Source organism: Microvirga terrae (assembly GCF_013307435.2).
Lineage (GTDB): Bacteria > Pseudomonadota > Alphaproteobacteria > Rhizobiales > Beijerinckiaceae > Microvirga > Microvirga terrae.
The window spans coordinates 3,950,832-3,966,351 of record NZ_CP102845.1 but is presented as its reverse complement, the minus strand read 5'-3'; the positions used below and the strand labels follow the sequence as shown (position 1 = coordinate 3,966,351).

The window sequence follows — 15,520 nt, the reverse complement described above, 5'->3', positions numbered from 1 at the left end:
GCATGCGGCGAGTACATCGATCGTAAGAACACGATCGCGTTTAGTGCTGGCAATGCGGTGCACACGAACGTTGTGACCCATGTCATCGATCCGTGGCCGGCAAATTCTCGGAATCGGTATTCTGCGACTGACGGGCAGCGGATGCAGCGTGCAATCGAGAACTATCGATGTGGAAAGACGGCTGAAGTTAGCAACAACGGCAACGGCAACGGAGGCGGAAGCAGCGCGGGTAGCGAAAGCAAGTCTTTGAACGGAAGCGGCGCGTGCTAGGTTCGTTCCAATCCTGATGGGTAGGATGTGTCCGGCGGGCAGTCACATGACGAGCGCTGGCCCACAAATCGTTCGCGTAAATCGTCCGAGGTTCGGAGTTTCCCTAGTCTTGTTGCCATTTGGCATCTTCCACTGCCAAATTGGTCTGATACTCATAACAATAATGATGCCGACGGGGCATGAAGCTGCTGTCGCGATATCCAGAGTGCTGGGCAATAATGTTACTTTATAATAAAATATTCCTGTTGGCAGCCGCCCTTGCACTTGCTGGGTGTCAATCGATGAACGGATCGGATCAGGCTGGCAAAGAGAGAGCCGTGAGCCAAGAGCAATACGTCGACACCGACCAGCCACAACAATTGGGCCGGGAGCAGTTTGCGCGTGGCAATTATGCGCTTGCCGAGCGATATTTCCAAGCCGCTGTCGAGCAGATGCCTCAGGACGGTGACTCCTGGATAGGGCTCGCCGCGAGTTACGATCAGCTCGGCCGGTTTGACCTCGCGGATCGAGCTTACGAGCAGGCTGTCAAAATCAAGGGGAATACTCCGCAGTTGTTGAACAACCGCGGCTATTCCTATTTGTTGCGAGGCGATGCGGCTCGCGCGGACATCCTGTTTCGGCAGGCACGGGCATCGAGCCCAAATAACCAAACGATCAATAACAACATTGCAATTTTGAAACGCACCCAAGTGAATCCGTGAGTGCTGGCCAGATTAAATCCTCCACATGCAGAGAGCGGGAGCGACGCACTTATTGTTTCTGAGAATGCCGCCGCAGCGGAGGTTTCCCAACCGGCGCCGCTTACTGATCTCCCGCAGTTGCCGAAATCTCAACCCTTAAATTGACAGCGTCGACCGGAACTCCAGAGAGTTGAGCGATCCGCTGGCGGGCCTCATTAAGAATTGTTTGCACTCCATGTGGAACGAGATTCTCAATTCTTCCACTTGCGAGCGACGTTTGCTCTATGTCCGTCCCTCTCGAAGCGCCGGGTGTTTCTGCCCTGCTGCCAAACAGGACGCCGCACTCCTTGCCATTGGACCACATCACATGCGCGCGAACAGGAGGACCTTTACTTGGTATATCAAGTTCAAATTCCATCGGGATCGAAGTGGGATGAGCTAATGAGATTTTGGCACCGGTTTCGGAAATATCCCTGACTGTGCATTCGATAACCGAGCAACGGTTGTTAAAAACTATGCGCCCGTTCAAAAGCGAGCGCCTACGCGTTGAGTTGCGCCTATCCACGCGATCCCTCCATCGCCGTCCATCCTGATCTGTAGCATCATTCGACAGATCTCTAAAAGATTGGGTGTTAGACAAAACATGTCTCCTGAGTGCGATTAATGCAGATTTCCACCAATTCGACCGTGTGGTGTAGTCTGAAATCGACCCTGCCGGACCCAACGAACTCACAGGGTGTTGTCATGTCTGGATGGCGCCCACTTGGCAATGTGATTGTTGATGCGTTTGGCCTTGCGGGTGGGTGCAGTCATGTCGGCACCGTCAGATTAACTGGTGGGTGACCCGATAGAGGCATATAGAGGGGATGAAGAAGGTCCGTCATCCTAGCGACGCCCGTCACGGCTTTCCGGCTGAAGTGATCAGCCATGCCGTCCGGTTATACTTTCTGTTTCCGCTTAGCCTAGGCAGTCATGATCGAGGAGATGCTCGCGGCCCCGGGGTATCCTGGTCAGCCAAGAGACGGTCGGGCAATGGTCACTGAAGTTCGGCCAAAGCTTTGCCCATCAGATACGCAGACGTCTTCCGGGCCGCGATGAAGGCGGTGGTGACCTGTGATCGATGGGCGTTGAGCCGATCCCAGACCACCAGCAGCGGCGTCCCGATTTTGCGCCTGAAGTACCGCAAGGCTGAGATCATGGTCGGGCTCGTGACGCTGGTGCGGACATGGCGGGCATACAGCCGCCCGTCCAGGGTGAACGCCACAATGCTCGACACCTCCCGCCGCTTGCTGAGGCGCCTCAGCCCCGAGGTCAGCCCACGCCGCGCCCAGGTGGTGCCCGGGAGCTGTGACCCGTCTCGTCCCAAAGAAGGAGCGTGCGGCCTTCCCGCTGGGCCTTCTTTTTACAACAACCCGGTCGCGCTTGGGCCAGACCGCGATCATAAGTTCGTCGCGCTCCTTGGCCCGTGTCGCCGGGCGCTGCACACTGAAGCCATGGGTCTTGAGCGGCCGCCCCAGGTAGTGTGGATGATAGCGTACCCCGAGCTCGGGCTCGATCACGGCGGCAATGCGCCCGAGGGTCCAGCGCTCGGTGGCAAAGCTCGCCGCTACCGCGCCTCCATCCAGCAGCCGACCAAGGCGGGCCCAGGCCTTCTCATCGAACCGCAGTGATCGTCAGGTCCTGGAGCGCGTGGCCAAGCCGCGCCGGCCCTGCTGGGAGAGCGTGGCAGCCCAACGAGAGACACTGGCGCGGCTGACCCCCAGCTGCCGGGCGATCTCAGCTTGGGAGAGCCGCCCTTGGCGCAACTGCCTCGCGGCCGCCAGCCGGCGCTCCTCCAACTGCTCCGGCGTCAGATGCGCCGGCCGCCACGCGTGGCCTTCCATCGCGCACCTCCTCACGAGGATCGACACCACCCTATGTTACACCACCTTCGTGAAGTTCATTCGGTGACTGTCTCAAGCTTGTTTGAGCTGTTTCAGCTGGTAGCTTTCTTGCGAATCGCTATCCTGAAAAGGGCAAACAAAAGCAGGAAACGTGCATGTCACCGGTAAGTAAGATCGAAGCTCTCGAGACGAAGATCAATCAGCTCGAAAAGGAGATCGAGTTCACTAAAGCGCTTCTCGATGGCAGCGAAATGTACACTCGCGACGCAGCGGGCTACGCGATCGCGCTCCTCGCTCGTTTCCTCCACGAAAAGCGAGTCATCAATGCGGGAGAGCTGCTAGCCTACGTCTCCGTATTCAAGGGCGACCCTCGGGACTGGGAGGATCACCAAGGCCATGTGGTCAACGGTTTCGCAGGCACGCTGGAATTTCAGATGATCTATCCAGAGGACTTCGAGTTGCAAGTTGGCAGAGCCTCCAACACATCTGAATAGTCCAGCGACCGGAAACCTGGTCGAGCTGTTCTGACGGCTTTGACATGCGAGTACAGGTGGGTTGCGCGCGATGTGCGAACAACCTGCCCTTTTTCTATGCTGCTTTCCGCCTTCCATCGTTCACTGCCGCGGGTCTTCTGAAATTCAGAGTCGACATGAAACACCTCTCAGACGACTTTGCTGAAGCCATCCGAGAGATTTGGTGACGGTGGCTTTAGGATTCTTCAACCCATGTTCAAGCTTTCATGGGATGCGTCAGGAACCGGGGAAGATGAGGCTTGCAATTAGCTTGGGTAGATCGTCTCGCCTTCTAGCATACTCCGCCGCTCGGATCGACCACGGCGCTCCCGTGCAAGCGCGAGATGCCGCTCAGCGTCAGCATTCAGCTTCTTGGCAGCATTTCGAAACAGTGTCCAGCTCGACCCGTTGAGCTGAAGATAGTGTTCTAGTAGTTCTTCGATGTAACGGTCGAACTTCTGCCACGTAAGCCCGTCGATGAATGCTGAGCTCAGCATCATGGCATAGATGACCTGCAGCATCTGGCGCGTGCCCTCCTGCTTCGGGTTACGCTCCATCGCTGCAAGCAGAAGACAGTAGAGCGGATGCTCATCGAGCCGTACAGCATAGCCAGACTGCACAAACGTCGGCATGTCCTTCGGGGCGATGCCGTGTGTGGGCTTCTCGGTCATAGTGGGATCCTTCATCGTTTGCGATTGGAACCCTTCCTCTTGATACCAGTAGGGCGGTGATGTCTCCATTCGCAGCACGTCATGGTTAAGATTCGGGTCAAAATGTGCTCCGTAGTTAATGCTTGGTGTCGGGACGAGTTGTGCATTGCGTATGCGGACCTTGATCACACGAGCTGCACGGTCTGATCATCGAGTGCAATCCTGTTGGGTCCATAGCTTACAACGGCCTGCCGCGTGAAGGGGATCACTCATTATCAACGTGTTTACGCCAAGAACGGCCACGGGGTATTCGAGAACGATAGCAAGCTAGTCAGCGTGCATCATGTTGTACTGAAAATCGGTCGGATTGTGAGCGCTTCGGACTTGATGAGGCCGCTATAGGATCATAGCCGGCAGGATCCTTAAGGTGGATAGCGTCGCCGCGCTCATGCGCAACGATTCGGGCAGGGCACACGAGAGTGATCAGCGGCCATGATGTCCGTACTGACGCGCCGAGCTGAGGTATCATCCTCGAAACCAGAGCTTGCCCGCGTGGCGGAACAAAGCCTTGGCTCGAGCGCCTGATCCCTTCGGCCGGAGGGATGGAAGCCGACGAACCTCCGCACCGCGCCGGCGAGACGCTCTTCGACCTGTTGGCGGGCATGCTCGTCGAGAAGGGCTCGAGCGTCCCTTCCCGCAGAACCGCAGCGAGCGGTGTGGCCCCAGCCTGGTGGACGGGAGCGCCCTGGCGTGGGACGAGTTCGCGATCCCCCAGCCGACCGAGGTGGAGGTGCGCTGGTGGGCACTCAGCTGTCCCACGCACACTATCGCGTCCAACATAGCCTCCGCCTCCTGCGGGGCCACCGATATCGACATCAGCGAGGAGGCGTTCTCGCCTTGCAGCGGCTGGTGAACGAGATGCTCGGGTGCACTGAGTTCCGTCGGGTCGGGCGCTATTCAAGGATTGTGCTGTTCAAATGACAAGGCCTTGAGGCCGAACGGGCCAACGCCGAGAGCGTCCCGAGCCGCTTGTTCCCGTTCTCGGCATTTGACGCCGACGGGCTACCGGTCAGGGGTGACTGCGGCGTGGAGATCCTCTTGCGGGGCAACCCGATCACGTTCTATGGCAACGATCACAAGACGATTTGCTGCCATTCCATCCTGTTGAAACCGTACTGTCAGGCGAAGGAGATCACTCGTTGCTCGCCGCGATAACCGTGGAATTCAAACGCCTCGAACGGTAGTTTGGCAAACCTCACTATAAGGTCGCGCTCCTCGTCCTTTGACGGGAGGTCCGGGCGGTAGCGGAACCCTCCCAGCAGGGAAGAGGTATTTTCGAAACGACCAAATTTGCCACGGCTCATGAGCGTCTTTCACTGCAGATCAGACGCGCATCCAAGCACTCTGTTCCTACGAAGAAATGAGCCTTCCTATGGGCGAGGGCGCTCTGACGCTTTAAGGGACGAACCAGAACCACAGTCTCTCGGCCGAAAGAGGTCCATGTCCTCTAGCGGGGCAAATTTACAGCGCTGCAACGCGCCTGCAGTCTCGACCAGGACGGGCCAAGTCGTGCTGGTTCGCTAGGGCTGCGCTGTGGAGCCGTGTTCGCGCGGGAGCAGCGGCATAGCAACTGGCCGAACGAGGGGCCATCGCCACTTCGTGTCAGAGATAGGTGGCTGACGTTCTCAATCAGCGCTAGGGAGCGAGCCGCTGCCAGAATTGTCTCAATTCCCTGTTCCGCTTCCCTATGCAGAAATAGGCCTGCTTTGGGAGGGGCCGGCTCGGCTCAGAGCAGGTCGAGCTGTGTTTCGGCCTCTGCCTCTGACCTTGCCGCACCCCGAATTCGCCCCTTCGGCCATCGCTTCGCGAACTCTATCCTGTCGAGACCCAAGAGCTCGCCCTTGTCAATAACAGCCTGACGCGTAAGGCCATCAACAATTATCTTTCCGATGCCCCCGGACACAGTGACGTCAGCGCGCCAAGGCATATCGTCAGACGTGACCACGTCCCACTCGTAGACAGTAATGGAAATGCCGCTCTCATACAGGATTGTCTCGCCCATCTCTGTTCCCTCCAAATTCGTCGAACAAAAGTCAGTATGCTTGAGATGAGGGGGTGGTCACGTGTTCAAATGGTCGATGGTTAACCGCAACCTTCTAGCCCAAGCCATCGGTTATAGGGCTTAGCTTGTGGTTCGATGATGCCGCAACAGCATTAGCGTTGCGAGTGGATGCGGTATTTTCTGGTTTCTAAGGGAGACCGCCCCCATCGAGATCGTCGCTCAGAGCGAGGTGGCCTCGGCTGCCGGGAAGATCGTTGGGGAGATCGTAGCGGAGGCAATGACATCAGATCGGTAGCAAGGGTGGCAAGGCAACGGTGAAATGAAGTCCTGGAGCGATCCAGACACGCCTGCTGTCCGCCCATTTGCGGACAATTTATTGACCTTGGCGGTTCTGTCCGTATATTGGCGGACTTGGGGCGGCAATGATCGCCACAGCTGAAGGGAAACCTCGTTACTCAGAATGGACACTCCTAAGCTCGACAATTGGCTCGACCGCGAGAACGCCGACCCGGTCTTCGTGCGAATGCGCGACATCGCCGACGACCAGCGCCCGCACCTGTTCGGCTTCGCCCCGGACACCTCTGAGATTGTGGGCCTCCACAACCAAGCGCTCGAAAGCATCAAAGCCGAGAACCGCTCTGAGGGCGCCCAGAAAGCAGCCAAGACCCGCATCAGGAACGCGGAGCGCGGGATCTCCCAAGTCGGCCTGAAGGGGACCTCGAAGCAGAAGCAGTGGGCCGCCGAACTGCGCATGAAGCTCACTGCTGGATTGTCGGACGAAGACCGCGAGCTCCTTTACGACCGGGTGGCACACGCGACGTGGTGGACCGACCGGCGCGACCTGCTGAATGATTTCACCCGTGTCGACCGCATCTCCGCTCACGCCCGCAACTACCGCAAGAAGTTGGCGGTCATCGAGGCGGCCCGAGCCGGCCTCAAGGCCGCCGTGGAGAAGGCGGGCTACCAGGACGGGCAGATTCTGCCTTGGCCTGTGAACGAGGCGATCACTGCGTTCAACGCTGCGACAGCGGCTGCGCGCAAGTACTTTGAGCCTAAGCGCTGAAAGAACCGACATGGACAATGAGACTCTGGCCCGCGCGGGCCAACTGCTTCTTGGTCCCGAGTGGCAGCGGCCTCTAGCCCGTCTCCTGGGGCCCCGCCATCCGCTCGGCGAGCGCAATAGCCTGGACCCCCGTCTGGTTCAAAGGTGGGCGTCAGGCGAGCGCACGGTCCCATCGTGGGTGTGGGGAGTGCTCGCGGAGATGCTGGAGAGGCAAGTGTCCGAGTACCAGCTTCGCGCCAATGAGTGCGAAGCGCTGTCGTACACGCTCTACGCGATGTTCGCAGTTGAGCAGGACCGGCACTCTGGCACTGAGAACAATTCATGACCGGACCCACTCGCCCGCTGCTCAGGTGGATGGGGTCTAAGTGGCGGCTCGCCCCTTGGGTCATCGCCAACCTGCCACCGCACGATCTCTACTGCGAGCCCTTCGGTGGCTCCGCCAGCGTGCTCATGCGCAAAGCGCGCTCAAAGATTGAGGTCCTCGGCGACCTTGATGACGAGCTCCTAAACCTGTACGCAATCGTCCGCGACCCTGTGCAGGCCGGCATGCTGCAGATGCTTTGCACTCTGACCCCGTTCAGTGCCGCCGAGTTCCGGCGCGCCCGAAAGTCAGCTGAAGGTCTGGACCCAGTAGAGCGGGCGCGAAGGCTCATCGTGAGGCAGGCGCTGCAGCACTCGCCTGACGTGCGGAAGGGTAAAGTCGGCACTGGTTTCCGGCGCTATACTGGCAACTCCCGGAACTCCCCCGCATTTGACTGGTCGACGTTCCCGAAGGTGATCGCCAACATGACGTCCAGGCTCCAGGGTGTGATCATCGAGCATGATGCGGCGATCAGCACGATTATGCGCCATGATCGCAGGGATGCATGCTTCTATGTTGACCCGCCGTACGTGCCTGAAACCAGGAAGGCGGCGCACCGCGGGTATGCCCACGAGATGGACCAAGCCGACCACAAGCGGCTGCTCGATTGCCTGCTCACCATCAAGGGCATGGCCGTTCTGTCGGGCTACAGCCATCCGCTCTATGACGAAACCCTGGTCGGATGGCGCCGGGTTACCCAGGAAACCAGCGACCACGCCCGGAACATACGCGAGGAGGTCCTCTGGATCTCGCCCAGAGCCGCCGCTGAGATCGACAAGTCAAGAAGGCAGATGGAGCTCTTCCCGGCCTGACCACGAGAAGCCCTGGCCCAAGCCGGGGCTTTCTTTTTTGCCTGGGCCGTCGCATTCCTGGGTCCATGACCGAGCAGCCCCAAGACAAGATTCGATACACCGCCGTCCCTCCGGACGAGCTCGAAGCGTTCCAGCGACTGTGCGAGGGCGTCTTCGGGCCGAGCTGGGTCAACCGGCTTGCCACATTCGCGCGCGTCGCGCACCGGACGGCACATCGGTGGTCCGTCGGCGAGCAGCGCGTGCCCGAGGGCGTCATCCGGGAAATCCAGGAGCAGCGCGACAGCCTCGCCGAGACCGCGTTCTGGCCGCGGCTGAACGAGCTCGTCGATGAGGTCGTGGCAAGGGGTGTGTCGCCTGTCGTCGTCGCTGCCTACGCCCGCGACCTCGCCGCCTCGCTCCGGCCCGAGCCGGAGACAGCTCCACAGGTATCGAAGGATTGATGTCTTAATCTTTAACCAAAATTAACCTTTTCGGTGTAGGGTCCTCGTTCGCGCAATCATCGGCGTAGGCCGTAGAGCGCGTTGGCAAAGAGAGACCGAAACATGACAGACGACCCGAAGAGGGGCCGCGTCGCGCGCCTGCGCCAGCGCCAAGCTGCATTCACCGAACGCTGCACCCGCCAATTCAGCCAGCCCACGCGCACCGAAGACCTGTATTGCGGGGCCGCGTGGATGGACCATTCCCCTGAGCTGGACGCCCAGGCGTGGTGCAAGATGGCTATCCCGCGGTTCACGACCTACGGCGTGCCGTTCGGCGTCCTCGCCCACCGGCTGCAGGCCTTCCATGACAACCCCACGGCTGCCACCGCGAAGGATGCGGCGCGCGAGGCGGAGCACATCTGCCACATGGATTTCGCGGAGTTTCCCGCCTCCGGGGTCGACCTAGTGCGGGAGGCGTACCAACGTCTCATGCTCTTCGCCTGGTGCGACGGTGACGAGCTTGCGGCGTGGCACGTCGCCCGGATCGCGTACGCGATGTCGAAGACGGCGACTGACGAGCTGACCCGGGCGTTGTGCCGGGCGACGATGCTCGACGCGATCCGCAATCCGACGCCGTACTACATAGACGGTGGGGGTGTTCGCGAGCGGGCGCATGCAGCAGCGCTGTTGGAAGACGCGGAGGCCGGGCTGCTGGCGTACGACCTCCTGCGAGCTCGGGTGCGGAATGAGGGCGCGGAAGCCCGCCGCAAGCGCGAGGCGCAGGGAGAGGTCCTGAAGGAGCTGCTGAGCAACCCGGCGGGCGCGGTCCAGACGGATGTCTACCAGATTGTCCTGGAGGACATCATGCCCGAGCCTGAGGTCGAGGAGCCGCCGCCTGGTCGCATCGTCCTGGGCTCGCTCAACCACCTGTCAAGCCATCGCGACAGCCCGCGCCAGCAGCACGAGCGCCATTCTAACGTGCCGCTGCGGTGCGTGCCGGCCCCGGACGCGTCCGCCATGGCCGATCGGCTGGTCGTCCGGTATCCCTGGGCTGAGGCCGCCATCCGGCGCCTCTGCGGCATGCTCGTCGGGCAGCGCCATGCGGCGTTCCGGAACCCCGTGCTGCTCCTTGGCAGCCAGGGCTGCGGCAAGACCGCGTTGATGCGCGCCGTCGGCGAAGCGATGGGCGTGCCGGTGACGGTTTTTGCCTGCGGCGGGGTCATGGACAATGGGTTCGCAGGCACCAGCCGCCAATTCTCCACGCACAGGCCAAGTGTTCCGGCTCAGTTGATGTTCAAGTCATCCACCGCGACCGTCCTTGTCGGCCTTGACGAGCTGGAGAAGAGCACACACGGCGGGCACAACGGCAGCGTGAGAGACGGCCTCCTTGGCATGATCGAGCCTTCCATGAAGGGCAAGCATTTCGATGTCTGCCTGGAGACGGATGTCGATCTTTCCCTGGTGTCGTTCTTCGCGACGGCGAACTCCGTCGAGCCCCTGCGTGGGCCGCTGTTGGATCGTTTCACGGTCATTCCGATCCCTGATCCCCGGCGTGAGGACCTCGATGTCATCGTGCGAGGCCTCCTGGACAGTCTGCGCCAGGAGAGCGGCCTCGATCCCCGCTTCATCGCGGACCTTGATCCGTCCGAGAGGGACGTTCTCAAGCGCGCCTGGCGGGGTGGTTCGATCCGTCCTCTCGCCCGCGCGGTCGAGCAGATCGTCACTTTGCGCAGCAGCCCCCGCTTGGCGCATTGATGGTGGCCCGGGATGAGCAATCTCTCGACGGCCATCGTGGCCGCGCTGGATCTTGGCGCCTCGTTCAAGGAGCACGACCCACGCCCGGCCGAGGCCGCCCAGGGCTTCTACGAGACCCTGGGCGCCGACCACTTGGACGCCCTCGTCGAGACCCTATGGCTCATCATCGAGCACCCGCGGGCAACGGCGACGCAAGTCCTGGAAGCCTGGCATTTGCTGCAGGTTCTCAAGAACATGCGGAGGCACCTGTGACCCGGGCCGATGTGTATTGGCATACACGGCTCCGACGCTGGAGCTTGCGCGTCGATGGGCGGGTCGCCGATCACCTGCCGGTCGTCGCCCTGGCCGGATGCCGGATGGTCGTGCGCGAGGCCGAGAGGCAGCGCTGCATCGCGCGGGGGCAAAGGTCCGTTCACGCATGGGTCCAAGGCCGCCTGATCACGCCCCCGCCGATCTTGGAGGCCTTCGTGCAGATCGGGTACAGCCCGTTCGTCTGCGGGGCCTTCACCGCCCGCCCAGGGTTCCTGCCCATCCACCAGGCCGACCTCGTAGTCTTCGCGCCCGACGGCAAAGCCTGGGCCCTTGTTCGAGACATGTCGCAGCTGGAGAATGACGCATGAGGTACGAGCGCTATCCCCTCGATCCGGATTGGAGGCCTCCGGCCAGAATGATGGCCGAAGCGCCGATCCTCAATGACTGGGAGATCCTGGCCGAGGGCGAGGACCTCCACCTGCGCGGCGTGGTCCTCAACAGCAAGGACCCTCGTTTCCCAGACGGCGCCCAGCTCACGACTGGCGTGATCCAAGCCCTCGACGAGAGCGAGGGCTGGGCAATTGGTTATCAGGGCGGCTACCGGCTCGGGGCCCCTCGGAATGGAGGCTACGATGCCTGAGAACACACGCATGAGCCCGGAGGCCTGGGACCGCCTCGTCGCCGGCTGGATCCCGTTCGACGTCGACCTGATGCGGGCGCCGATCTTGCACGATTGGTTTCCCACTTGGCGCCGCGGCGCCGTGGTCGTCGTCGGCCGGGTCTCGTACCATCACCAGATCGCCGACGGCACGGTGCTGCAGACCACCCCCGTGCTGCGGATGGCGGGGGATGAGACCTGGCTGCGGACCCGCCGCGAGTATTACCGGCTCGGCGCGAAGTTCGTGCGCAAGAGCGCGCAGGAGATCGCCGAGGCCGCCCTGGGCCCCCCGGCTCCGGGCTCGCTCGTCCCGGTCAGCGACCTGCCGCAGCCCGGGACGCCGCGCAACTACTTCCCGGAGCTCGGGCCCGATGGCGGCCTGCCGCCCGTCGAGGACGAGGACACGTCGCCGCGGTCGTAGCTGCGGACGCGTCCGCTGGCAATGCGGACGCGTCCAGACTCATAACCATGGCGTCCCAACGTGGAGGCCGCCATGTCCCTCGTAAAATGAATCGACAACCCGCCGCTCGTCCGTGAGGCTGCGCCGACGCTCTTCGTCTTAGTGCTCGCGATCATCACAAGCGCTTGCGCCGCACCGCTCTTCTGGTGATGTGGCAGACGTGGGGCGCACGTCTGCCACACGTCGGGCGCACACGAAAGCGACAACAGGAAATCGTCATGCGCGCCGCCATTCTCATGACTTTGTTATCGATCTCGGCATCCGCCGCGCAGGCGTGGGACGGGCCGGGCTGGTCGCCGTGGTCGCTCAGTGTTCAGGAGGTGCGCGATGGGATCAGCTACAACTCGTCAGTGAAATTCACCCGATCCGGGAAGGCTTGGCGCGTGGATGCGTCATGCACGGCACATGATCCCGCGAATGGTGCTTGGCTTACACAGCGAGGAACGGGTATCGCCCGGAAGTCCGAGAGCGGCCTCCGGGCCGACGTGAAGAACTTGGATGGTTTCTTCGTCAATCAGGAGAGCGTGATCTGGGGCACGATGTTGTGCGGCAGCGGCACCTACAACTTGGGCACCGGTGATTAGACCAACCAATCCTGCATCATCACCAACGAATAGACCAACGCGTCGTTGGTTAAATCGTTGGTGATGATGTCAGCTTCGTTGGGACTTCGGGATGCGTCCCTTGCGGCTGGAGCGCTGCGCGATCCCCCTTCTATGTCGCGACAGGATCTCACTGAGCGCGCGCTTGTTGATCGACCACTAATGCTCCACGGCCTCCTGCCAGCCGTACCCATCGACGATGAACGCGACCTTCTCGGGCGTCGGCCGCTTGTAGACGAGCTGGTCGACATGCATCAGAGACCCCGCAGCGGGACGCCCCAGGGCGGCCTCATGTCACTGCGTCCGTAGGTGAGGACGCGTCCGACGTATGTGCCTGCGCGCAAGGCCTTGGCGATCTCGGGCAGGATGGGTGAATCTTCGGGAAGGCGCGGCCCATCATCGGCGCAATGGACCGATGATGGGCCGCCATGGGGCCTCCATGGGGCCGGGATGGGACCCGCCATGGGTGCGAGGACCTCGGCCGGCTGGCCTGCTAAGTCATTGAAATCACGCCATGGAGCCCATCTCGGCCCATGGGATGCCGACGGGCCGAGATGGGCCGTGCCATGGGCGCATGGTCCGGGTTTCAGGCCTGGATGACGGTTCGGCCGGTCGGCACTCAAGGATCGGCGATCCCGTCCAGAAAACGACGAGGTCCGGGCCCCCGCGTCCGCTCCCGCGAGCCCCTGGAGCGCTATTTGAACGGGTCTCGGGTGCGGGACGGGCCCGGAGGCGTCCTGGCGTAACTGGGGGCTGCACGGGGCCTCCTGGCGCCTTCCAGTGGCCCGTTTCGGGCTTGCGCCCCAACCCGGGATCGCTCTGGCCGCGCATTCCGCGTAAACCATTGAACTGACTGACATTTTTAGCTTGGAGCAGCTTGTAATACCCGTCCGATGCGGCCACACTCGTCCACGCGGACGGGTAGAGGTGCCCTGTCCGCGCAAAGGACAGCGCAATGACACAGGCCTTCGATACGGCCGAGCCGCCGCTCGACCAGTACATGCAAGATCCCGACCCCGAGGTCCCGTTCACCGGCACGGGCGTCGGAACGGTCGCCTCCGCGGCCTCCCGCCCCGCATTGGTGCCCGACCTCGGCCTCCCCGATTGCCCATCGACGGCGACCAATCGGGACGAGCCAGCCGGGGAGGAGATCGGCCTCACCGACCTGCGGGACAGGCCCTTGACGTACCATTGGCGCGCCGACGAGCAGCTCCTGCCCGCCGCCGGGGCCCTGCCGACGGGCGACGCCAACTACAACGCCCTGATGAACGGCGTGGCCACCGAACTCGTGCGCGCGGCCGACATCGAGCCGCGGGTGTGGGTCAGCATCTCCCGCAACGAGACCAAGTACACGTGCTTGAAGGGGAAGGTCCCGCGCTGGGTCACGTATAGCCGCATGATGGTCGTCCTGGCCGATCTCGTGGGCCGCGGCCTGATCGAGGAGGACCGCGCCAACGCCGAGACCTCCCATTTCGAGGAATGGACCACCCCACAGGGCAAGAAGATGCGCGGGCGCCAGAGCCGCTACCGCGCCACCCCGGCCTTGTTGGCCGCGTTCCGGTCGGTGACCCGCTTCCACCACGAAGCCGGGGACAACGTCCTGCGCATGAAGGACGCCGACGGCAAGGCCGTGAACGCCTTCCGCGAGACCGACTACGTGCGCCGCCTGGCCGAGCCGGCCCGCCGCTACAACCAACTCATGTGCCGCCACGACGTCGAGCTCATGACGCAGGACGCCGACTGCAACCGCACCCGCATCGAGATCCCGCACCAGGGCAAGGACGGCAGGACCCACCTGCAGGTGCTGTGCCCGACCCCGACCGTAACCATCTTCAGGTCCTTCAGCCGCGGCCGCTGGACCAAGGGTGGCCGGTTCTATTGGTGGGGCCAAGGCCTGCCGAAGACCCTGCGGGCGCAGCTCCGCATCGACGGCCAGGCGGTGATTGAGCTGGATTACCGGGCCCTGCACCCCTCGATGCTCTACACCCTGCGCGGCCTCGCCATCCCGGCCGACTGCTACACGGTGCCCGGCGTGCCCGTCAGGGACGACGCGAAATCGGCCCTGGTGGTCATGATCTCGTCGAGCAGCCGTCAGGAGGCCGTCGAGGCCCTGCTGGCCAAGGCCGACGACAACAAGTACCCCTGGCGCCACGACCGCAAGGCGACCTGGGCCATCCTGAAGGCGATGGAGCGGGCGTATGCCCCCATCCTGGCCGACCTCTATCAGGACAAGGGGATCGACCTGATGTACCTCGACGGCCAGATGACCGCGTGGGTGCTGGCGCAGTGCGCCAAGCGCGACCTGCCCATCCTGCCTGTCCACGATTCCTACCTGTGCCGGGTCGCCGACGAGGCCGAGGTCCGGGCGCTCATGGCCACTGCGTGGTCCAGACACTTCGATGGCGCATGCCCGGTGATCACCCCAGAGCAGGCTCCCGCGAACATTGAAACGTTCGACAAGAAAAGTGACGCCTCTTCAACGAGTTCGAGGGAAAATCCGTTCCAAACCCTTCCCCCCTCTTCCTTCTCCCGGCTTCCCCTTTCTCTCCTTCTCCCGGTCTCGCCTGCTGCTGTAAAGGAGGAGACCTCGCACACTTGCTCCCAAGCGAAGCTCCTGGAGGCCCCTGGGCCTGTCGTGGAGACCTCCACCGTCGAGGATCGGGGACTGTCGCAGGTCTCCCCGAAAGGTGCCTCCCAGGGCCGCCTTAGGGGCCTGCCGGCCTGTCCGATCAAGCCCGTCTCCTCCGCCCCTGCCTCCAAGGCCGAGGCCCTGGACGACGACATCCCCCTGGATCCGGACTTCGTCTACGTCCCCGAGCCCCCGGAGCCCAAGGGCACGCCGTCGCCCGAGCTGCAGCTCATCCTCGACCGCCAGCGGGCCTTCTGCGCGGCAGGGCTCACGTCCGTCCGACCAACCTACCGCAAGCGGACGAAGGAGGAGCGCGAGCGCTGGCTGTGGGCCAAGAAGTCTTGACCTGAGGCCCGTACGACCCTCGCGTCGAGGTTGTCATAGGCATGGGGCCACGTTACCTTAAGGCTGTCATACGCTGTGACCTTGTTGTTTGCACCTCACTCAACATG

At 62.3% G+C, this 15,520-nt stretch carries 19 protein-coding genes and 1 pseudogene; 14 read left to right on the top strand and 6 right to left on the bottom strand.

From position 1 onward, the window contains the following. Positions 1–449 precede the first annotated feature (449 nt). Entirely contained in the window at positions 450–971 is a 522-nt protein-coding gene (locus HPT29_RS18625) for a tetratricopeptide repeat protein (RefSeq protein ID WP_259060160.1), read from the top strand. A 100-nt stretch (positions 972–1,071) separates the two neighbouring features. Here HPT29_RS18625 and HPT29_RS28890 read toward each other — a convergent pair whose 3' ends face one another. Further along, a complete protein-coding gene (locus tag HPT29_RS28890; protein ID WP_173947978.1) occupies positions 1,072–1,515 on the bottom strand; it encodes a PilZ domain-containing protein in 444 nt (147 codons plus the stop codon). A 301-nt stretch (positions 1,516–1,816) separates the two neighbouring features. Between HPT29_RS28890 and HPT29_RS18620 the strand changes: the two are divergent. Beyond that, positions 1,817–2,037, top strand: a pseudogene (locus HPT29_RS18620) (IS6 family transposase); the annotation flags it as partial. Here HPT29_RS18620 and HPT29_RS28885 read toward each other — a convergent pair. Then, positions 1,961–2,509, bottom strand: coding sequence for a winged helix-turn-helix domain-containing protein (locus HPT29_RS28885; protein WP_432807262.1), 549 nt, complete (start codon positions 2,507–2,509; stop codon positions 1,961–1,963). The pseudogene HPT29_RS18620 and the gene HPT29_RS28885 overlap by 77 nt on opposite strands. Between HPT29_RS28885 and HPT29_RS18610 the strand changes: the two genes are divergently transcribed. Next, entirely contained in the window at positions 2,477–2,620 is a 144-nt protein-coding gene (locus tag HPT29_RS18610; protein ID WP_259060159.1) for a hypothetical protein, read from the top strand. The genes HPT29_RS28885 and HPT29_RS18610 overlap by 33 nt on opposite strands. Positions 2,621–2,623: 3 nt before the next feature. On the opposite strand, the gene HPT29_RS28880 is transcribed toward HPT29_RS18610, so the two are convergent. After that, positions 2,624–2,833 carry a helix-turn-helix domain-containing protein gene (locus HPT29_RS28880; RefSeq protein ID WP_173947976.1) on the bottom strand — a complete coding sequence of 70 codons (210 nt, stop codon included), beginning with the start codon at positions 2,831–2,833 and terminating at the stop codon, positions 2,624–2,626. A gap of 155 nt (positions 2,834–2,988) precedes the next feature. Between HPT29_RS28880 and HPT29_RS18605 the strand changes: the two genes are divergently transcribed. Next, the gene (locus HPT29_RS18605) at positions 2,989–3,327 is read left to right on the top strand and encodes a hypothetical protein (protein WP_173947975.1); all 339 of its coding nucleotides are present in this window, start codon (positions 2,989–2,991) and stop codon (positions 3,325–3,327) included. A gap of 284 nt (positions 3,328–3,611) precedes the next feature. Here the strand turns inward: HPT29_RS18605 and HPT29_RS18600 are convergent, their stop codons facing one another. From HPT29_RS18600 to HPT29_RS18590, 3 genes are all read right to left on the bottom strand, one after another. Continuing rightward, positions 3,612–4,016, bottom strand: a complete 405-nt coding sequence (locus HPT29_RS18600; RefSeq protein WP_173947974.1) for a hypothetical protein — start codon at positions 4,014–4,016, stop codon at positions 3,612–3,614. Between the two features lie 1,157 nt (positions 4,017–5,173). After that, positions 5,174–5,359 (bottom strand): hypothetical protein, encoded by a 186-nt coding sequence (locus tag HPT29_RS18595; protein WP_173947973.1) that lies wholly within the window; start codon positions 5,357–5,359, stop codon positions 5,174–5,176. 422 nt (positions 5,360–5,781) lie between these two features. Continuing rightward, positions 5,782–6,057 carry a hypothetical protein gene (locus tag HPT29_RS18590; RefSeq protein ID WP_173947972.1) on the bottom strand — a complete coding sequence of 92 codons (276 nt, stop codon included), beginning with the start codon at positions 6,055–6,057 and terminating at the stop codon, positions 5,782–5,784. Positions 6,058–6,517: 460 nt separating this feature from the next. On the opposite strand from HPT29_RS18590, the gene HPT29_RS18585 reads away from it, so the two are divergent. The 10 genes from HPT29_RS18585 to HPT29_RS18540 all read left to right on the top strand — a co-directional run bounded on the left by HPT29_RS18585 (position 6,518) and on the right by HPT29_RS18540 (position 15,413). Further along, the gene (locus HPT29_RS18585) at positions 6,518–7,120 is read left to right on the top strand and encodes a hypothetical protein (RefSeq protein ID WP_173947971.1); all 603 of its coding nucleotides are present in this window, start codon (positions 6,518–6,520) and stop codon (positions 7,118–7,120) included. A gap of 321 nt (positions 7,121–7,441) precedes the next feature. Next, positions 7,442–8,293: a DNA adenine methylase gene (locus HPT29_RS18580; RefSeq protein WP_173947970.1), complete on the top strand. Its 852-nt coding sequence runs from the start codon at positions 7,442–7,444 to the stop codon at positions 8,291–8,293. A 65-nt stretch (positions 8,294–8,358) separates the two neighbouring features. Next, positions 8,359–8,733: a hypothetical protein gene (locus HPT29_RS18575; RefSeq protein WP_173947969.1), complete on the top strand. Its 375-nt coding sequence runs from the start codon at positions 8,359–8,361 to the stop codon at positions 8,731–8,733. A 102-nt stretch (positions 8,734–8,835) separates the two neighbouring features. Continuing rightward, positions 8,836–10,467, top strand: coding sequence for an AAA family ATPase (locus HPT29_RS18570; protein WP_173947968.1), 1,632 nt, complete (start codon positions 8,836–8,838; stop codon positions 10,465–10,467). Positions 10,468–10,479: 12 nt separating this feature from the next. After that, entirely contained in the window at positions 10,480–10,719 is a 240-nt protein-coding gene (locus tag HPT29_RS18565; protein ID WP_173947967.1) for a hypothetical protein, read from the top strand. Next, the gene (locus tag HPT29_RS18560; RefSeq protein ID WP_173947966.1) at positions 10,716–11,087 is read left to right on the top strand and encodes a hypothetical protein; all 372 of its coding nucleotides are present in this window, start codon (positions 10,716–10,718) and stop codon (positions 11,085–11,087) included. The genes HPT29_RS18565 and HPT29_RS18560 overlap by 4 nt, the downstream gene beginning before the upstream one ends. Beyond that, positions 11,084–11,359 (top strand): hypothetical protein, encoded by a 276-nt coding sequence (locus HPT29_RS18555; RefSeq protein ID WP_173947965.1) that lies wholly within the window; start codon positions 11,084–11,086, stop codon positions 11,357–11,359. The genes HPT29_RS18560 and HPT29_RS18555 overlap by 4 nt, the downstream gene beginning before the upstream one ends. Then, positions 11,352–11,798 carry a hypothetical protein gene (locus tag HPT29_RS18550; RefSeq protein WP_173947964.1) on the top strand — a complete coding sequence of 149 codons (447 nt, stop codon included), beginning with the start codon at positions 11,352–11,354 and terminating at the stop codon, positions 11,796–11,798. Before HPT29_RS18555 ends, HPT29_RS18550 begins: the two co-directional genes overlap by 8 nt. Positions 11,799–12,055: 257 nt before the next feature. Continuing rightward, the gene (locus tag HPT29_RS18545; RefSeq protein ID WP_173947963.1) at positions 12,056–12,421 is read left to right on the top strand and encodes a hypothetical protein; all 366 of its coding nucleotides are present in this window, start codon (positions 12,056–12,058) and stop codon (positions 12,419–12,421) included. Positions 12,422–13,394: 973 nt separating this feature from the next. Further along, positions 13,395–15,413: a hypothetical protein gene (locus tag HPT29_RS18540; RefSeq protein ID WP_173947962.1), complete on the top strand. Its 2,019-nt coding sequence runs from the start codon at positions 13,395–13,397 to the stop codon at positions 15,411–15,413. Positions 15,414–15,520: the final 107 nt, after the last annotated feature.